This is a genomic window from Yersinia bercovieri ATCC 43970 (assembly GCF_013282745.1).
GTDB lineage: Bacteria > Pseudomonadota > Gammaproteobacteria > Enterobacterales > Enterobacteriaceae > Yersinia > Yersinia bercovieri.
The window spans coordinates 2,305,096-2,324,156 of the sequence record NZ_CP054044.1 but is presented as its reverse complement, the minus strand read 5'-3'; the positions used below and the strand labels follow the sequence as shown (position 1 = coordinate 2,324,156).

Here is a 19,061-nt window from a genome sequence, read left to right as displayed (position 1 = left end):
TAGGTTGCGTGCAGTGAGTTAGCGCTGCTTGTACACCTGTAGCAGGCGGGTCGTGGTTGATGGGTGCGGCACGTAATCCATCACGTCTTTGCGCACCACCACGGAATCAACCATTTGTGAGATGGGTAAAATGGCAGGATATAGCGCGTCGTAGCGCTCCTGAACTTCAATGTACATTTGCTTTTGTTTGGCCGGATCTTTCTCGATTAATGCATTATCAATCAGGTCGTTAAGTTGCTTATCATAGAAAGAGGTGCGCCAGCCTTGGAAGTTGGTCAGCTTGGCGGCATCACTGTTATCCGGGTTATAGGCAATTGAGCGCAAGCTAGAGTGAGGATGCGGGTCAACGCCACCACCACCACGGCCGACCAGCATGTCGAATTGACGATCACGCATCGCGCCATAGACCTGATTACCAGTGCCGGTCAAAATTTTGGCCTGAATCCCCGCCTGTGCCAGTGTGGATTGCACGGAAGTCGCCACATTGATAAAGGGTGGATCAGAGAGTACGCGCAGTGTGGTGGTGAAACCCTCTGGATAGCCCGCTTCGGCTAACAGCGCCTTGGCTTTCGCGACATCCAATTTATAGCCAGGATCCGGCAGTGTGACATCCATCCCTTTCTGAATGGGGCGCTGATGGAAAATCCCATAACCCGGCATTATCGTGCTATTAATGCCATCATAATCAATTAGATAACGTACCGCCTCGCGCACTTTAGGATTAGCGAAGTGCGGCTCCTTCAGACTCATGGCCACATAATAAATGGTGCCGCGCTGGACCTCATCGACCTTGATTGCAGGGTTACTTTTCAGCGCGTTGATATCCGGCACCGACATGCCACTGGCAATATCAATATCACCTTTTTCGATCATTAACCGCAGCGCCTGTGACTCCGTCATATGGCGGAATATCGCCCGTTTTATCTTGGCATCACCCTGCCAGTAGTTCTCTACCCGACTCATGCGCAAGACATCTTTCGCCTGCCAGACATCAAGCTTAAAGGGGCCGGAACCCGCTTCGTTGGTGGTCAGCCAGCCATTGCCCCAGTCGCCGTTTTTCTCATGTTGCATTACGGTGGCACGATCCAGAATCGAACCACTGCCTAAGGTGCCCAGTGAATAGATCACCAGTTTCGGGTCAGTGGGTTTAGGCAGCTCCACTTCCACTGTTAAAGGATCTTTGGCGCGAATCAGTTGTTCCACGTTATCGGCAGTGAAACCGTAGGATTTCCAGGTGGTGGCTTGTGCCAGATTGAGGTGCATCAGGCGATTCATTGACCAGGCAAAATCGGCTGCCGTCACCGGGTTGCCGGAGTGGAACTTCATGCCATCCCGCAGGGTAAAGGTGATTAACTGACCATCATCACTGATGCTCCACGCCGTCGCCGCGCCGGGCAGCACTTTACTCGGCGTGTGTGGGTCCAACTCCACCAATGAGTCATACAGGTTCACAATGATAGAAACCGCATCATTGCCAGTCATAGCTGCCGGATCAAGAGACAGCAGGTTATTCATATTCATGCCAACAATCAGTTGGTCATCGGGTGTTTTAGCCACACTGACGCCAGCCGATGTCAGGGTGACCAGCAGGGTAAGGAGGAGTGTTCTAACTATTATTATCGCGTTCATGGACCATCTCCGGTAAGAAAAGGCTAGATCTGAATGCTTATTTTTATAGTCAATACAACGGGTTATTATGCCCCAAAGACATTAGTGTTGCCGGTGAGCTACCGGGTTAAAGGTTATTGCGCACTCAGGGTATGGGCCTTGATATAGTCGAAATTGATATCCTCACCCAGGCCAGGGCGTGTTGGCAGTGAGACATAACCTTCACTGTCCATTGGGTCGATGATGCTATTGAGGTAAGCGGCTGGCTCGTCGTAATCGAGGAACGGATGCAGTAGCCCGCGCTCATACCAGCGGCAGTTACGGATAGCCCCGACCACCGCCAAATTAGGCGCGCCGTTACCGTGGATTTCGCAATCCATGCCGAAAGATTCCGCCAAATGCGCCACTTTCAAGCAAGGGGTAATGCCGCCCACGCCCTGAACACCGGCACGTAAAATATCGCAGGCGCCAGCCTTCACCCAATCAGCACGGCTAAAGTATTTACCCGCCAGACTTTCAGGCCCAATAATGTCAATCTGTAGGTTCTCCCTTAACCAGCAATAAGAGGCCATGCTCTGCTCCTCCATCGGCTCTTCAAACCAGCTGAAATTCAGCTTTTGTAGCTCACGGCCAATATAGAGTGCGTCGCTGCGGCTGTACCAGTGGTAGCCATCGAGCATCAGAGCGATATCCGGCCCAACCGCTTCGCGCACTGCGGCACAGGCACGGACGTCCATTTGTGGACTCGGCGCAAAGGAGACCGGCGGCATCCAGGTATGCAGCTTAATCCCCTTGTACCCTCTGGCGACCAGCTGCTCGGCAAAGCGCGCATACTCATCGGGTGTCGACAAGCCATCGGCCAACTCGTCACCACACATGGTGCTGCCGTAGGCCAACACTTTATCGCGATAGCCGCCGAGTAACTTATAAACGGGCTGGCCCAGCTTGCGCCCTAACAGATCCCAGATAGCTTGCTCGGCAACCGCCAGCGCCCGATCGGTTAGTTGATTGGCGCTGCCCCGCTGCCAGTGTACTAAATCATTCCATAGCCGCTCGCGGTCAAAGGGGTTCTGCCCAATCAGCACTTTTTTAAAAAAGCTATTGATGATGTGCGGGCGAATAACTTCTGGCGGAGCAAAGGCGTAGCCACAATCGCCTTCATCGGTGGTCAAGGTCAGCATCGCCATTTTGGCCTGCGACTCCTCACCGGGATGCGAGTGCCCGGCAGTATCAGAAACACGCCGGGTGGGATAAGAAAAAACGGTTACATCTACTGAGATTATTTTCACCTGATTACCTGCCTTTAAAGTTCATCTCGTTTTCAATCGAAACTGGGGTCGCTTCGCGACTTAGGCTGCTAACAAACCTATTTTATAGCTCGGTGACTCGCGGGGTGACTGCACCGATGGGCGCTCCGACGGCTTACGCCGTTACGACCCATTCGGCACATTTCCCCGCTGACCAACCTGGTCAATGGTCTGGGTCTATTCGCGACTGTTTTCTGACTAAATGGCCTTCATCCCTTGGCGCGAGAAACAGCAATCCCTTATTTTTAATAATGATTTAATCACCTAAAATATTAGAACGGCAGATCTTTTTAAGTGGAATATCATTTCACTTACTCAGTATTGAAGATAACCATCAAATAGTCATTAGGAAATTCGCTGCAAAAGTAGCAATAAAGGCGAGGTTTTTTAGGCAAATGCCCAGTTTGTTGTGAGCAGTATCACGATGAGATCGAGGGAGGGTGTCATACATCACAAAACAGGGCATAACCCTAGGGTTCAGCCTTGCTTTTTAAATGAGTGGCGAGCCAACCTGGCTAACCATTGCCCGCGAAGGGTTAGCCAGGATCTATTGACGCCAAACTTAAGCCGTTAACCCGCCATCCAGCACCAGTGTCTGGCCAGTCATGTAGCGGCTATCATCGCCAATCATAAAGGCGCTAGCGCGGGCGACTTCCTGCACCTCACCCAAGCGCCGTAACGGTATCTGTTTCCGCAGCCCTTTTAAGGCATCGGCAGGCATCGCGCGTGTCATGTCGCTGTCGATGATCCCCGGCAGTAGGCAGTTAACCCGAATACCAAAACGCCCCATCTCCAGCGCCAGCGAGCGGCCAAGGCCAATCATCGCCGCTTTACTGGCACCATAGGCGCTCTGCCCGATATTGCCTTTGATGGCAGTGACTGAAGAGATCAGCAGCACCGCACCCTCGCCCTGCATCATCATCTGCGGCAATAGATGCTTATTCCAGTAGAAGACCGCGTTCAGATTGGTGTCCAGCACATTGCGCCAGTTATCACCATTTTGCTGAATGTGTAAGCTGTCACCGGTAATGCCAGCATTATGAATTACCGCACCGGGCGGGCCATATTTCGCCAACAGCTGCGGGGCCAAGTGGTCAACATCCGCCTCGTGACTACCATCACAACGGTAACTGGTCACCGAGCCGGGTAGCCCTGCACAGCTTGCTATCACCTCGCAGCTCTGCTGCTCACCGCTACGCCAGGTAAAAACCACATCCCACTCTTTAGCCAGCTCTTCGACCAATGCGCGGCCAATGCCACGGCTGCCGCCGGTAATCAATACCCACTTCCTGCTCATTATATTATCTCTTCTGCTCAGCTAATTTCTGGCAAAGCTCGCCTAAAGTCATGTCTGGGTTTTCCATAAACATCTCGGCATTTAGCGTGGCCCCGAATTCGCGCTTTGCCAAAACCATCAATTCGACGTAATCCAGGCTGTCGAGTTTCAGTTGATGCAGCGACATCTCAGGTGATAGCGCTGACATTTCCAGATCTTTGGCGTCACACAACATTTCGCAAACGGTGTCATAAACGTGTTGATACTTTTCCATGGTCAAATCCTTATTGAGTTCGCGGCTAGCGGCCACGTTTTTAATGTTACGGCGGTGGTGATTAAAGGCCCGGCGTCTGACCGGGCCTGAATAGCCGCGCGCAATACCCAGCCATCCTCGGCGTTACCGACGATTAATGTCGGTTCGATGCTGTATTGCAGCGCACTACGGACAAATAGATGCGGGTTGGTGCGCAGTAAATCCGCACTGAAATGCACGTCATGATGTGTCTGGATGACCGGCACATGCTCGAAAATATCAATCAAGGTGTCCGCCTGAATCCCCGGCAACACTGCTTTCGCGGTCGCTAAGGTTTCAGGGGCGGCCACTAACAGCTTAAACAGCAGCGCGTCGAAAAATCCCCAACACTCTGCGGGTTCTGCCGCATTGCCAGGGAATTGCTGACTGAACTGATGCACTTTTTCAGCCGATAGCGAACTCCATTGGTCACTTTTCATCTGTTTCAGCGCAGGCCCGCTGCGCAATTTGCTGTTGAAGCAACTTTCGCCAGTGCCAATATCCAGCAAATTGCCACTAACCTGTCCCACCGCCTCACTGAGTTGCAGCTGATAGGCGGTGTGGCACTGCACTGGCTGGCGCAAGCGCACGTTAAACCGCAGGTAATCCGCCTGAGGCATAGCGAGTAATAGCGCCGCACTGAGCTGATATTTAATATCCAGCATCGCGCGCATACCATGCACAGTCAGTTGCTGTAGACCAAGGTGCTGCGCATGTTGCAGATCAAAATGGATCGGGTTGTAATCGCCGGAAAACTTAGCCCAGCGTTCAGCATCACTGAGGGTGTAGTTAAAGATCATGCTCAATCCAGCCCGATAACCAATGCCGCGTTCGCCCCACCAAAGCCGAAGCTGAGGTTTAGCGTATTACGCAAGGCTTTTGGCCGATGCCCTTCGCTGATGTAGTCCAGATCGCACTGCGGATCGGCATTTTTTAGATTACAGGTCGCCGGCATAATCTGATGCTTCAGCGCTTGCAGGCAGATGATCGATTCAAAGCTGCCAGCCGCTGCAATCAAATGGCCGGAGTAGGATTTAGTGCTGGAAAGTGGCGTGGTATAAGCCGCGTCACCAAACGCCTGCTTGATAGATTGAGTTTCATTCAGGTCGTTAAGCTGAGTCGAGGTGCCGTGCAGGTTAACGTAATCGATCTCTTCGGCGCTCAAACCCGCCTGCTGTAAGGCGTGACGAATGGTTTTCACCCGTGCCACCCGGTCTTCTGCTGGTGCAGTAAAGTCAAAGGCATCGGAGTAGTTACCGTAGCCTTTGATCTCGCCGAGGATAGTCGCGCCACGTGCCATCGCCCCTTCGCGCTCTTCAAGGCACAAGACTGCCGCCCCCTCAGAGAGTACAAAACCGTTGCGATCCAGACTAAACGGGCAGCTGGCTTTGGTCACATCCTGTTGCTCGCGCGCCAGTGCACCCAGAATATCGATATTCCACACCGCCGCATCGCTGCGCAGTGATTCACCCGCCCCGGCCAGCATCATTGATGCGCGGCCGCTGCGGATAATTTCAAATGCATCACCAATGGCAATAGTTCCGGTGGCACAAGCGGCGATCGGTGAGTTCTGATAACCCCGTAGTCCCCAGTACAAACTACAGGCGGCAGTACCGGCATTCGGCATCGACAGGAAGCAGCCGAAAGGTGTGCCCAGCCCGGTTTCCAGATAGCCTTCGTAGTTATCATGGGTCTCATCTTGTCCCGCCCAGCCGCTGCCGATGATGGTGCCGCAATCTAGCAAATCATAATAGGCCTCTGGTGACTGTTCGCCGAACGCCATACCCATGGCTTCACGTGCGGCCGCCAGTGCCAGTCGGGCATAGCGCGGTAGGCGGCGGCGAATGGCCGCAGGAACCGATTTCAGATTGGGTTCAGCGTCAAGCAAGCCAAAAAAGCGCGACTTGATGCCTTGCTCAGATTTATCGTAATAGCGGTAGCCCAATTGGTAATCCATAATGGCATCCCAACTCTGCTGTGCGGTCATGCCCATCGGGGTCACGCTGCCGTAACCGGTCACGACAACACGGCGCTGTGTATCTCTCTTCGTCATGGTTTGGTTCCTTTACTGTCCTTATCAACTCCGCTGCTAACCACACCGCCGCCGAGGGCTAACCACAATTTCATAGTGGCATTCAGGTAGTTATATTGCAGTTCGAGCAAACTGGTTTCACTGGTCAGCAGGGCGTCCTGCGCGTCCAGTAAGGTCTGAAATGAGATGGCCCCCGCCTGATACTGACTGTTGGTTAGGCTCAATCGGCGTTGGCTGAGTTGCAGGTTCTGCCACTGATTCTGTTTCTGTTTCTGGTAGCTCAGCCGCTGCATCATCGCGTCATCCACATCTTTGAGCGCGCTATAAACTTTGCGGCGGAAATCGACAGCAGCCAATTGCACCTCCAGTTTTGACTGGTCGATGGTGAGCTGCACACTATTCCACTGTAAGAATGGCAACGCGCCGCTGGCACTTAGGGTGCGGCTCGGGTTGCTAAACCATTGTGAAAACACCGCACTACCGGCATCCAATGTGGCCCCCAGCGAGAGTGTCGGGTAGAAGTTCAATTTAGCCACATCCGATCCGGCCAATGCGGCACGCAAGCGCCACTCGGCGGCCTGTACATCGGGTCGCTGGGCAATCACCTGTAGTGGCAAACTTTCCGCTATCGGCACCTGCTGCTGTAGATCCAATGAGTGACGTTCTGCCTGACGATAATCAGGCGCACGGTTAAACAGCAGCGCCATAGCATTACGCGCCGCTTCCCGCTGCTGTTCGAGATTTTGGTACTGGTTTTGGCGATCCAACAACGTCTGTTGCGCCTGCAACAGCTCGATCTCACTGGCATCACCTGCTGCCAGCCGTGATTGCACCATGTTTAGGGTATCCTGCGAGATAGCCAGTGCCGCCTGTTGATAGCCCAATTGCTGATTGAATTTGGCAATCTGCCAGTAGAGATCCGCAGTAGTACCAATGAGCGAGAGCGCCGTTTCCTGGCGATCCTGTTCGGTGGCATTCACCAGCCACGCTGATTGCTCGCGGGCGCGGGCCAGTTTGCCCCACAGATCCAGCTCGTAGCTCAACCCCAGCGAGGTGCTATAGCTCTCTCGTGGCTGAGTATTTTCATTCAGCGCGCGGGTATTACTGCCCGCACCGCTCAGCGTGACATTGGGGGTCATATTGGTATTGGTCAGCCCCGCAGTTAACCGCGCCTGCTGCAATTTCAGCCCTGCGGCGGCCAGATCGTTGTTGCTGAGCAACATGCGGTTGATGCTTTCCGATAGCTGTGGATCGTCGAAATTCTCCCACCAGTGCACACTGTGATTCAGGTAGCCGCCGCCACTCTCCTTAACCCGCCACTCGTCGGGTACTGACAACATCGGCCGCTGATAATCACTTTTCAGCAGGGAGCCGCAACCGGTGAGCAGCAGTGCCATAAGCCCGACATTAATCAATCTATTCATTCTCTAGCCAACGCCTCGGTCGGGTGCAAACGAGCGGCATTGCGGGCTGGGAAAAAGCCGAATCCCAGCCCGATAAGCGCAGAAAAACTGCACGCCAGCGCCAACGGCTGCCAAGTGAAAATCATGGTGAATGTCTGCGTCACCCACGAGAAAACCACCCCAGCCAGCGCCGAGCCAGCAATACCAATCAAACCGCCAAGGGTGCAGATCACCACCGCTTCAATCAGGAATTGGAGCATGATGTCACTTTGGCGCGCACCCACTGACAGGCGAATCCCTATTTCGTGGGTGCGCTCGGTTACCGACACCAGCATGATGTTCATCACGCCAACCCCCCGACCAGCAGTGAAATAGCGGCGATTGCCGTGATCAGCAGTGTCATCGAATCAGAGGTTTTCTGGATGGCTTTGCTCATTTCATCATTGCTCAGAATAAAAAAGTCACGCTGACGGTGGGCCTGATCCAGCAACACCTCAACTTCGCGCTGTGCTGCATTGAGTTCGAAACCGTCACGCACCCGCAGGGTGATCGACTCCAATGGCATCTCACCAGAGATGCGCTCCGTCAGCGAGGTATAGGGCATCCACGCGCTCAGCAATCCACCAAACTGCATACCTGAACGTTTGGCCACCCCCATCACCCGCAACGGAATACCATCGAGCTGCACAATCTCACCAATCGGGTTTTCCCCACCAGCAAACAGGGTGTCACTCAGTTCAGGTTGCAGCACCACGACCGGCTCACGGGCGCTGACATGGCCTGGGTCAAAACCCTCGCCGTTAATAAAGTTCAGCCCTTCCACCTGAAAATAGCCGCTGCTGACCCCAGCAAGATTGATCATCACTTTTTTATCGCCCCGCACCGCAGTCACCATTTTGCTGACCACCGGCGACAAGCTATCGACATAAGGTTGCTGGCTGAGCAATGCCACATCCGCTGGCGTGAGGGAGCGTTCCAGGTCAGGGCGTGGTTTATCCCAGCCCAATCCGGGGCGAATATCCAGCGTACTGGTGCCAAGTTGACTGATTTCGCTAAGGATCTCTTGTCGTGCCCCCTCCCCTACAGCCATGGAGGAGACCACTGACGAAATGCCGATAATGATGCCCAGCATCGATAAAAAGGCACGAATGCGGTGCCCAAGCAGTGAGCGCCAGGCCATTTTGATAGCCTCTCTGACACTCAACCACCAGTGTGGGCGGCCAGTGGCAACAGTGGCGGGTAACGCCGCATGAGCCACCGCGCTTTCGGCGACGTCGTTATGAGCGTCGGCGATGATCTCACCGTCGCTTATCTCGATAATGCGCTGCGCCTGATTGGCGATATTGCGGTCGTGGGTCACGATAATAATGGTGTGGCCGGACTGATGCAGGCCGTGGAGTATCCCCATCAGCTCCTGCCCGCTGGCACTGTCCAGCGCACCGGTCGGTTCATCCGCCAGAATAATTCCCGCGCCATTCATCAAAGCGCGAGCAATACTGACCCGCTGCTGTTGCCCCCCTGAGAGCTGTGCCGGTTTATGCAACAGGTGCTGGCCCAGCCCCAAGCGGCGCAGCAAGTAGGCGGCACGTTCCTGGCGCTCGGCGGCAGTCATGGCGGTATAGAGTGCCGGAATGACCACATTTTCGCTGGCCGTTAAGTAGGGCATCAGGTGGTAGCGCTGAAAAATAAAACCGATGTACTGGCTTCTTAATTGCGCCAGTTGTTCACTGTTGGCTTCGCGCGTTGGGATGTTATGAATCGACATCTCGCCCTGCGTCGGCTTATCCAGACAGCCGATGATATTCATCAGCGTCGATTTACCGGAACCAGAAGCGCCGATGATCGCCACCATTTCACCGCGCTGAATCGACAGAGAAATGTTCTTCAGCACCGCGACAGAGTGCGCGCCAGAAGTAAAATGGCGATAAATGCCCTTGAGCTGGATCAGCGGCCCCACGCCCGCCTGAGCAGGGTTATGGCTCATGGGTCGCTCCCGATGGCGCACCCATCAGCACCACCTGATCACCCTGAGCTAACCCCTCTTTCACTTCAGCATATTGACCATTGCGCAGGCCAAGGGATACCCAGCGAGTCGCTATCTGTTTGCCGTTAACCACCTGCACTCGATAGCGCTTATTCGGCTGCTGTTCACCCAGCGCGGAGAGTGGCACGCGCAACACACTCTTCGCCTGCGCGGTGATAATAAACACCTGTGCCGTCATTGAGGTACGCAACAGCCGCTCGTGGTTGGCGATATTAAATATGCCAGTGTAATAGATAGCCGAGGGTTGCTGGTTGGGCTGCTGTCCGGCGCTATCTTCGCGCAAACTCTCCGCTGACGCTTCCTGAATAGCATCCATTTGGCTTTCATAACGGCGCTCAGGATCGGCTACCACATAGAACCATAACGGCTGCCCGACACTAACTTTCAGAATATCGGTTTCGGAAATGCGGGTATGTACCTTCATGGTATCGACATTCGCCAGTACCAGAATGGTGGGTGCACTTTGTGAGGAGACAATGGTTTGCCCCTCTTTGGTGACGATGCCCAGCACTTCGCCATCAATGGGTGCCATGATGCGCGTAAAGGCCAGATTGGCTTTGGCGGTTTCCATCGCCATTTGGCTCTGCACAATCAAGGCTTCATTAACGCGTAACTGCGCCACTTGGCTATCATATTGCGCCTGCGCTTTTTCCAGGGTGCTTTGCATACCTGAACCCTCTTTTATCAAGGTCTGCTGGCGGCGAAGCTCCAGTAAATATTGGCGTAACAGTGCCTGCGCGGCCTGTTTCTGCGCCTGCGCACTCTCTAATTCAGCTCCGGTTTTACGTAATTCGTTCTGCTGTAACGTGGGGTCGATCTCAGCCAGCAACTGGCCTCGGGTCACGCGGTCGCCCTGCTTGACATAAAGTTTGGTCAACTGCCCGTTGACTTGCGCACCAACATTGACTTGCAATGAGGGTTTTAAGCTGCCGGTTGCCATGACATTTCTTTCAATATCACCGCGACCAATGGTTTCAGTTAATGGTGGTGCGACCTGCTGGCTATCCGATAACCACAGCGCAACCCCAGCGCCCACCACCAACAGCAGCACAATCAGCAGGATCAGCGCTAAGCGCCCTGTTTTGCTCGTCATATTGATGCGCATCAGTTAACCGCCGCTGGGGTGAGGTGGTTTGAGGTCACCGATTGAGAGAAACGCACCAGTTGGCCGTCGTGCAAGCGGAAAACCCGATCAAACATCGGCAGTACACTGTCACTGTGGGTTACGGTTATCAGTGTTTTCTGATATTCGCGGCAGTGAGCCAATAGGGTCTGCATCACCTGATGGGCGGTCTCTTCATCCAGATTGGCGGTGGGTTCATCCAGCACCAAAACCGAACAATCGCTGTACATCGCGCGGGCCAGTAATAACCGCTGGCGCTGCCCTAAAGAGAGCGCGGCGTGACTTTCACGCACCAGTGCACTAAGGCCGCCCGGTAATCTATCGATGACCGAGGTTAATTGCAGCCCTTGCAGTGAGCGCTCAATACGTTGGCGCTTATCCGCATCTAACTGACCATCAAACAGGGTGATATTTTGTAATACCGAGGCGTTGAACAGGATGTCCTCCTGACTTTGCAGGAAGAACAGTGCGTGGGCCTGCTGAAAATCAACCGCTTCGCCATCGACCAACACCTGCCCTTGCTGTGGTGGCATCAATCCCGCCATCACTTTCAGCAAGGTGCTCTTCCCGGCACCGGACTCACCGATGATCGCCACACTCTCTCCACGGGTCAGTGACAGTGACAAATCGCGCAATACTGGCTGGCTGGCGTCGTAGGCAAAACGGATATGCTGGTAATCCAACTGGCGGGTAAACGCCGGGATCGCCGGAGGAATCGACGAGCTGTTTTCAGGCGGCGTTGATTGCCCCGCCGGGAACAGATCACGGGCGCGGATATCAATCACATGTAATTGGTTTTTCTGCAAAATCGCATAAAAAATCTTGGTGATATATGAGGTGAAAATTTCGCGCACAAAACTGTAGGCAAAAAACTCGCCCAAGCTGAGGGTGCCCTGCTTCAACATCGGCAGAGCCAGCAGCATAAAGAACACCATTTCGAGGCTGCCGATCAGTTGATAGAGGCTGTTTTTGACCTGATCGTAGATTTTTTTCTTCTGTAGTGCGCTGAACAGTGACAGCGCCAGACCGGCAAACACCCCTTGCCGTTGGCTGGCTAAACCGGCAGATTTAATGGTGGAGAAGCCCTGAATGGTTTCTAAAATGAAATCACTTTGCTCAGCGCCTTTGACCTGCAACTGCTGGGTGTAATAGCGGTCACGGTAGATGGCCCAAATACTGATAAGCCCCATCAACATCACGCCAACCGCAGAGACCATCGCCAGCAATGGGCTCATATAGCACATCACGGCTAATGCAATGGCGCCGATAATCCAGTCGGTGCGCAGGCCATTATCCAACTCAATTTTTTGGGTAGCGGCCATTTGCCAGTTCGAGAAGCGGCTGAAGATATCGCCCGGTGCCCGCTTATCAAAGAAGTTGAGTGAATGGCTGAGCAGACGGGCGAAACCCGCGACGCTATTGAGCACCACGAACTGCTTGATGTAGCGCTCGGTGATGTACCGCACACAGAAAGCGAGTGAGGTGGAGACCACAAAGGCCAGCAGAAAATAGAAGTAGGGGAACTCTTTATCGCCCGCAGAGGAGAACACATCATTGATAGCGCTGCTGACCATGGTCGGCATGATAAATAGCGTCAGGGAGATCAAAAACGCCAGCGTCATCAGCCAGTAGATACCACGAACACTCGCGGTCTCTTTTAGGCTCATGCAGTCGAGTGCACTAAGTCGCTTGCTGTGCTCCATCTTCTTCACCGCTTCAGGCGAGGCTGGAGTTTCGGGGTCCAGCACCAGTGCATAGCCGCTGATTTCTGCTTTTAGGGCATCCATCGGCAGTAGCTGCTGCCCGATCGCCGGATTCATCACGCAGACATAGTTACCTTTACGGTAAGCGAGCAGCACATAGTGGCTCGCACCGTAGTGCAAAATGGCCGGCAGCGGAATAGCTGACAGCTCTTGATGCTCAAACACCACCGGATAAGCGGGTATCGCCAGCTCAGACAAAATAGTGCACAGTGTGGCCAGTGAGGTGCCATGCTGTGAGGCAGGATAGCGCTCCCGCAAGCTTTCCAACGGTGCATTGATGCCCTGCGTCTGTGCCAGCATCGAGATACAGGCCAAGCCGCATTCATTGGTTTCGCTTTGAAAAACTTGCGTCGGGATTATCTTTTCCATTTTCTACTATTCTTGATGAGTGACATTATTCATTAATAAAAAATAACGAATGCGAGTGCCATAACAGCCAATCCTGTGGATGCTGCTTCATTGACGTTTCGATCAATTCAGGTAATCTCTTTTTGACTTCCCGTGCGCTAAGTGCAGGGTAAATATGGATTTTTATCCCTTTGTCGTAATACAGGTAATAAAAAACCACCTGTGCCGACAGTGCTCTGGCAATGCGAATAATGCCACTGTGCAAATTGGCGGCTCGGTTAAACAGCTGGCAGGGCATTTTGGCGGTTTCTGCCATCTGGTTATTGATGGTGTAATCCGGCGTAATATCCGGAAAAACCATGATATTTCGCTTATGCTCAGCCGCTTCCATAATGGCGTCCATCAGGTTACCGGCAATCGCCCGACTATCAGCATGAATGGAGCAATAAGAGATATTCACCCCACCCATTTGCCGCGCCTGCTCTTCATAAGCCTCAGCGCTAGCCGAGACCACAACTGTCGCCTGCCCCGGATAAGCCCCGGCGCCCACCATGCCGGCGAGCACATCCGAAACCATGTGCAGTGGTGCCAAAACAACCGGTGAACCGGCGGCGTGCAGTGCGCTGACCTGACAGTCCAACTGCTGGGTACAGGCAGCCAACTGCGCTAAAATCCGCCGATTCTGCCCATAGGTTGCCGCCAACTCCAACACCTGACGCCGCTGTGCGGTGCGAATAAAATGGTGCGCCGACGGGCTTTTCTGACCGGCCAATAAGCATTGGCTATTGGCCGCCGCCACATGGGCCAGATTCTTCTGCCGCCGTGGCACCAAACCGAAAGCCCGGCGCAGAGCACCGAGCATCAGTAGAAAGCGATAATCACCGTGCCGTAATAGCCAGATAGCCAGTTGGGCCTGCCTGCGGGTGAATGCTTGCCCGCTAAAAGCCAGCTTATCCAGCTGGTTTCTCCAGGCAAAATAACCCCATACGGCTAGCAGTCTCATTATTTCTCCAGCTCCTTATCGTGCTCGAGCAATGACAAGAGGTGATCCGAGAATGCCGGGAACTCACGATCCTGCAACGCTATCCATTTTTTGCCGACAATAAAGGTCGGGGTGGCGTCAATTTTGTAGTGCGCCGTCACCGCCGTCATATAAGCGATTAGCGCTTTGGCTTCTGCAGACTGGCTTGCTTGCTGATATTTGCCGACATCGATGCCATTAGCTTTCAACCAGTTCTCGAGTTGGCTGTTATCGCTGAAATCGATGTTATCTTCGAGTACCGCTTTGTAAGCACTTTGCCGATGCTGCGACTCAATGCCCATCACCGATAATGTGGCGAACATTGGCGCGAAACGCCCCAGCCCCGTGGTTTTATCACTGCTGATATGTAGGCGAATAAAGCGGCTGCCCTCTGGCATACGTTTTTCTAATTGGGCGACGTTCTCTTCATTAATGGCGCAGTAATGGCAGCCATAGGAGAAGATTTCAATAATTGTTTTATCGTCTTTGATTGGGCTGTTTGCAACTTCACTTTCGCTGACAGAAAACAGCGTTTCCTGAGTATCTTGATTAAGCACGAAATAGTGAAAATAGGCTGTTGTTATCAATGAAGAAATAAGGATAACCAACAGTGTGTAACCGATAAAAAATCCCTTATTTCTAAATATACTGTTTTTTGTCGACATATCGTTTTTTATAGACATAAAGGTGTATTCACATTCAAGGTTCAGGTAAAGACATAAACAGGTGTTAAATCATATTTATGTCGGCTTAAACTCGTGTTTCTTAGCATTCAGTTAATGCGAAAATTCTTGAATCTGAAAATCGATTACGCATTAATAAAAAATAAAGCAGGCAAGCACAGTCATTCGCCCTGCACTTGCCAGAGGTATCGTTAAATATCAATAGAAATTAACGAAGACTTAAAGCCACATCTTATTTGCAGTTAGCAACATTAGAAGGTGCAACTGTACGGCTAACAACTTTACCGTGTTTGTCAGTACAAGTCGTGATTGCCTGACAAGTTAAAGTGGTGCTACCAGTCAACCACTCAAAAGTATCTTTACAAGTAGTCCCAGTACCGCCAACGATTGTATTGGCATCAGCCAGGTTCATTTTTTTCATGAGTTTTTCCTTAAAGAAAAAATAAAAAATTACAGCCTATTATTTAATAGCCCATTGAAGTATGCGTTTTTAGCTATAGATTTAAATCTTAATAACCAACCACCAAAACACAGTGGATTTATACTATATAAACGCAATGAATTACAACTCAAAAATAACATTTATTCATTTTAAAATAACACACAAATAAATTCCGAGCGGGTACGCCATTATATTTAAATAACAGTTAAACACCTCGATTTATGAAACTTAAAATAGCGCATTTGAAACGCTATTTTATCTTCATAATAATCACGCACTCAGATTAAGAGTGCATATAATTCTATATTTAGAGGTATGACATAATCACCACTCCACTTCCGCTAAATGTGCCCGCGTCAGGTAATGCTGGCGCATGAAGTGTTGATTCAATCAGGAAAGGGGTGTTTCCCACCGCAGCGGTTACCGTGACACCGCTGGACAGGTCTTGCCCCGACACTTTCAATGTCGAGGTCAAATTCCCATTTTGTCCAAGATTGATACTTTTGCCACCCACCAGTGTCAATATCACTGATGTTCTGGCGGTGCAGTTGATAATCAATGGCTCAGTTTTTATTGCACCATCAACAGATTGCTGATTAAGCGAACCATGATTGATATAGACATCACCGGTGACTTCACAGGTCTCAGGTGTTGGTGGAACCGCGCCGCAGTAGGAGCCGGGAATGACTCTACCGGTGAGATTTCCATCATTAGATCCTTGCCAATACATCACACCAAAGCAGCTGCCAACAGCACGTAATGGATCAGGTGTCACGGTGCCCCAACTTCCTGATACTCCATTTTTAGCCACAAAAGCTGCTCTCATCATCTCCGCAGTCGCCCCCTGCGAAACAATAACCCGGGTCAGGGCATTGGATGGGTTACCACATATTTCAGCATTCGCCGCTGTCGAGTAGTGACATATCGCCACAGAACAAGATGCAGCCGTACAAAGTACCCCCTGCATCTCCTCAGTCGGCCAGGCGAATGTCCCCTGATATTGGGTTCCCACTCTTGTTTGGGTAGAAACCCAGGCACTGGCCTGGCTATAGAGCGGCAATAAGAACAGCACGCAAGCTATTAGCCAGCAATATCCAGTATTCGATCGCATATTAGGCTGTTCCATTTATTTAAGTTCCATTGTCCTATCAGCATTCGTGCTGTTGATAATAAATTTCAGCGGCAACAACTTGGCGTTGGAATAACATCAGGCGGGAGAACTCACCGCTCAATAGTATTGCAAGCTAAATGTAGCAACTGCATTAAACTCACCGCGCTTAATCGTGCGCTGGGTAATGGCATCTGGCTCACCCTGAACATAAGCTTTCAGAGTAATAATATTGCTATCCGCGTTTAGTGAAATATCTTCACTGGCCTGGTCTAGAGGTAGGGGTCTACCCGCCAATGTTTCGATACCAATACCTATTCCCATATCAGCATCAGTAACCGACAATAACCCCGGTAATTTAAGATTATTGTTACCGGTAAACATTATCTTGGCGGTATTACCCAAACTGATATCACAATCGACCAGATGAATTTGAAATTGCTTACCTAAAGTACGTTGATTCGAATACAGATATTTATCGACCACCGTGCCAAAATTCAACGCAATAGCTTCGTCACCAGGGCGTATTGTGCAAGGCTCCGCGACTAATGCACCGTGAAAACGCATATTATCAGCGGCCCATGTTGGCATCGCCCAGACAATATTCAGCATCAGAATGCTGAATATAATTCGTTCAGGGCGCATCAACAGATTAAAATTAGCCATCATGTGATCCTATTGATAATCCACTAATAGTGTGGCGGTGGCGGCAAAGGCCCCTTCAGTTAATGTCGCACCCGGTGCCTGGACCGGTACTGCCTGAAGTACCGGCGGGTTATTTTTGTCATATGGAACACGTGTATTCAGTGTAAAAGCGGTGCCATTTTTCAGTATTCGAATACCCAGATCCGGGGTATCAGTTTGGATCGCGGCAGGATCAAATGTGGTCACAGAACCGCTAATAATCGTCAGACCCAATTCCGAACCACCGGCCGGCGTATCACAGGTGACGGTGTAGGGCACATTCTGGGTATAATTGATGCCATTAATTTTGTTCACCCCCAGATTTTCCCCGAAAGGCACATCAATGGTGTTGCCACCACTAATAATGCAAGGTGGGGGATTAATTAATGTGCCCGAGAACGTCATATTCTCGGCAAATGCCAGCGAGCCACTCAGAACCAAAACCACCGCAGCAGAAACGCGCGATATCAATACGCTGTTTTTCATTATTGATACTCCACAACCATGGTGGCTGCTGCGGTAAAAAGACCGGTTGCCAGCGCAGCACTTGTTTGTTTTATCGGTACAGCCTGCAACACAGGGATTGTCGGATAGGTAAAGTTGAATGTGCTATTGAGCGGTAATGCTTGCCCACTGCGCATCAACTTGATCCCTAAACCCGTGTTACTCGTTCTTAAATAGCTGGCGTCGAGCGCAGCGCCATCACCTTTGATGCTCATTTTCATGGCATTGGATGCTGCCGCAGTACAGTTCAGGCTATAGCTTATTGGCTTCATGTAATTAGCGCCGTCGATACGCGAAGTCAGTAGGTCATCACCAAAATCGACGGTGATCATACTGTTGCTGTTAATCACACAAGGCGGCGCAGCAAAAATATTGACCGTGACATTGACTGCCGCAACTTTATTCAGCGCCCATGCAGAGCTGCTTAACAGTGTCGTCGCGCCGATGAAGGTCATCATGACCATCGGGACCAGCCGACTAGCTATGTAGCGACCAACCGGGCCGCGACAAACAGAGCGGCGATAAACAACACTCATCCCATATTCCTTTTTCATCGTTCAGTCTGACATCCGCGCTGTCGTCTCATCTGCTCAACTAAAGCCATACCGAGATAAACAGCTATTTAACGCTTTCAACCACTGAGCAGGTGCTGCCAGTACAACCAAAGATCATTTTTGGTCGGCCACCGAAATCATTGACATAAGTCAGTACCGGTTTGCTGCCCAATGCGCCTGCGCTGACATCTAACATGCCCTGTGATTTTGGTGCGATCATCAGCGGCTTGAAGCCCGCAGCTGTTTTGCCATTTTTGCTCTCACTGGCATCAACCAGCGTGATGTAATACGGCGTCGGGTTATTCACCTGGTAGCGATCGCCCTGTCGAGTCAGCTGTACTTTTTCTTGCCACGGTGTCGCCATGTCGGCCTTTTGTGGCACGATGCTGACTGGGCGGTAAAACAGCTTGATGCGGGTTTGCAGCGCAATCTGCAAGGTATTGGCTTTTTCCGAGCGCGGTGGAATTTCACGCAAGTTAAAGTAGTAGAGCGTTTCGCGGTCTTGCGCCAACTGGCTCACCGCCGGTAACGTCTGTATTTTTAACTGGCTGAGCGCACCCGGCTCCACACGCTGAACCGGTGGAACCACCGTCAGCGGGGAGTTAATCTTGTTCCCCTGCTCATCTTCAATCCATCCCTGCGCCAGATAAGGTAATTGCTTATTCTGGTTGCTGATGTTCAGGCTGATCGACTTATCGCCGCCATTGAGGATCACCCGGGTTCTGTCCAGTGCAATCGCTGCTGTCGCCTGTTGGGCCATCAATGCCGTCACCAAAAGGGTGGCGATGCGCAGTTTGTTATTCAATTTCATTACCTTTTCCTTCGAATTAATCATGTCAGAACCTAGTGGCGCCGATCGTTTTCTATTC

The 19,061-nt window shown here is 51.7% G+C and carries 17 protein-coding genes and 1 pseudogene; all 18 read right to left on the bottom strand.

The window, feature by feature from the left end:
* Positions 1–18: 18 nt before the first annotated feature.
* The 18 genes and pseudogenes from HRK25_RS10370 to HRK25_RS10285 all read right to left on the bottom strand — a co-directional run bounded on the left by HRK25_RS10370 (position 19) and on the right by HRK25_RS10285 (position 19,003).
* Positions 19–1,629, bottom strand: a complete 1,611-nt coding sequence (locus HRK25_RS10370; protein WP_005274087.1) for an ABC transporter substrate-binding protein — start codon at positions 1,627–1,629, stop codon at positions 19–21.
* Between the two features lie 113 nt (positions 1,630–1,742).
* The gene (locus tag HRK25_RS10365; protein WP_005274090.1) at positions 1,743–2,897 is read right to left on the bottom strand and encodes a mandelate racemase family protein; all 1,155 of its coding nucleotides are present in this window, start codon (positions 2,895–2,897) and stop codon (positions 1,743–1,745) included.
* A 580-nt stretch (positions 2,898–3,477) separates the two neighbouring features.
* On the bottom strand, positions 3,478–4,212 hold the full coding sequence (locus HRK25_RS10360; RefSeq protein ID WP_005274093.1) for an SDR family NAD(P)-dependent oxidoreductase: 735 nt from the start codon (positions 4,210–4,212) through the stop codon (positions 3,478–3,480).
* Between the two features lie 4 nt (positions 4,213–4,216).
* Positions 4,217–4,465 carry an acyl carrier protein gene (locus HRK25_RS10355; protein ID WP_005274096.1) on the bottom strand — a complete coding sequence of 83 codons (249 nt, stop codon included), beginning with the start codon at positions 4,463–4,465 and terminating at the stop codon, positions 4,217–4,219.
* A 2-nt stretch (positions 4,466–4,467) separates the two neighbouring features.
* On the bottom strand, positions 4,468–5,283 hold the full coding sequence (locus HRK25_RS10350) for a MaoC family dehydratase (RefSeq protein ID WP_005274100.1): 816 nt from the start codon (positions 5,281–5,283) through the stop codon (positions 4,468–4,470).
* A gap of 2 nt (positions 5,284–5,285) precedes the next feature.
* A complete protein-coding gene (locus tag HRK25_RS10345) occupies positions 5,286–6,536 on the bottom strand; it encodes a beta-ketoacyl-[acyl-carrier-protein] synthase family protein (protein WP_032897794.1) in 1,251 nt (416 codons plus the stop codon).
* The gene (locus HRK25_RS10340; protein ID WP_032897797.1) at positions 6,533–7,939 is read right to left on the bottom strand and encodes an efflux transporter outer membrane subunit; all 1,407 of its coding nucleotides are present in this window, start codon (positions 7,937–7,939) and stop codon (positions 6,533–6,535) included. Before HRK25_RS10340 ends, HRK25_RS10345 begins: the two co-directional genes overlap by 4 nt.
* A pseudogene (locus HRK25_RS10335) lies at positions 7,936–9,902 on the bottom strand (ABC transporter permease). The gene HRK25_RS10340 and the pseudogene HRK25_RS10335 overlap by 4 nt, the downstream one beginning before the upstream one ends.
* Positions 9,892–11,067 (bottom strand): efflux RND transporter periplasmic adaptor subunit, encoded by a 1,176-nt coding sequence (locus tag HRK25_RS10330; RefSeq protein WP_032897802.1) that lies wholly within the window; start codon positions 11,065–11,067, stop codon positions 9,892–9,894. The pseudogene HRK25_RS10335 and the gene HRK25_RS10330 overlap by 11 nt, the downstream one beginning before the upstream one ends.
* On the bottom strand, positions 11,067–13,217 hold the full coding sequence (locus tag HRK25_RS10325; RefSeq protein WP_005274114.1) for a peptidase domain-containing ABC transporter: 2,151 nt from the start codon (positions 13,215–13,217) through the stop codon (positions 11,067–11,069). Before HRK25_RS10325 ends, HRK25_RS10330 begins: the two co-directional genes overlap by 1 nt.
* Positions 13,218–13,242: 25 nt before the next feature.
* On the bottom strand, positions 13,243–14,199 hold the full coding sequence (locus HRK25_RS10320; protein ID WP_005274115.1) for a lysophospholipid acyltransferase family protein: 957 nt from the start codon (positions 14,197–14,199) through the stop codon (positions 13,243–13,245).
* Entirely contained in the window at positions 14,199–14,825 is a 627-nt protein-coding gene (locus HRK25_RS10315; RefSeq protein ID WP_032897824.1) for a DsbA family protein, read from the bottom strand. Before HRK25_RS10315 ends, HRK25_RS10320 begins: the two co-directional genes overlap by 1 nt.
* 307 nt (positions 14,826–15,132) lie before the next feature.
* On the bottom strand, positions 15,133–15,321 hold the full coding sequence (locus HRK25_RS10310; protein WP_032897804.1) for a DUF4762 family protein: 189 nt from the start codon (positions 15,319–15,321) through the stop codon (positions 15,133–15,135).
* A 328-nt stretch (positions 15,322–15,649) separates the two neighbouring features.
* Entirely contained in the window at positions 15,650–16,453 is an 804-nt protein-coding gene (locus HRK25_RS10305; protein WP_226713788.1) for an MrpH family fimbial adhesin, read from the bottom strand.
* A gap of 117 nt (positions 16,454–16,570) precedes the next feature.
* Entirely contained in the window at positions 16,571–17,116 is a 546-nt protein-coding gene (locus HRK25_RS10300) for a fimbrial protein (protein WP_032897810.1), read from the bottom strand.
* 9 nt (positions 17,117–17,125) lie between these two features.
* Entirely contained in the window at positions 17,126–17,620 is a 495-nt protein-coding gene (locus HRK25_RS10295; RefSeq protein WP_005274120.1) for a fimbrial protein, read from the bottom strand.
* The gene (locus tag HRK25_RS10290) at positions 17,620–18,174 is read right to left on the bottom strand and encodes a fimbrial protein (protein WP_390898806.1); all 555 of its coding nucleotides are present in this window, start codon (positions 18,172–18,174) and stop codon (positions 17,620–17,622) included. The genes HRK25_RS10295 and HRK25_RS10290 overlap by 1 nt, the downstream gene beginning before the upstream one ends.
* A gap of 82 nt (positions 18,175–18,256) precedes the next feature.
* The gene (locus HRK25_RS10285) at positions 18,257–19,003 is read right to left on the bottom strand and encodes a fimbria/pilus periplasmic chaperone (protein WP_005274123.1); all 747 of its coding nucleotides are present in this window, start codon (positions 19,001–19,003) and stop codon (positions 18,257–18,259) included.
* Positions 19,004–19,061 lie beyond the last annotated feature (58 nt).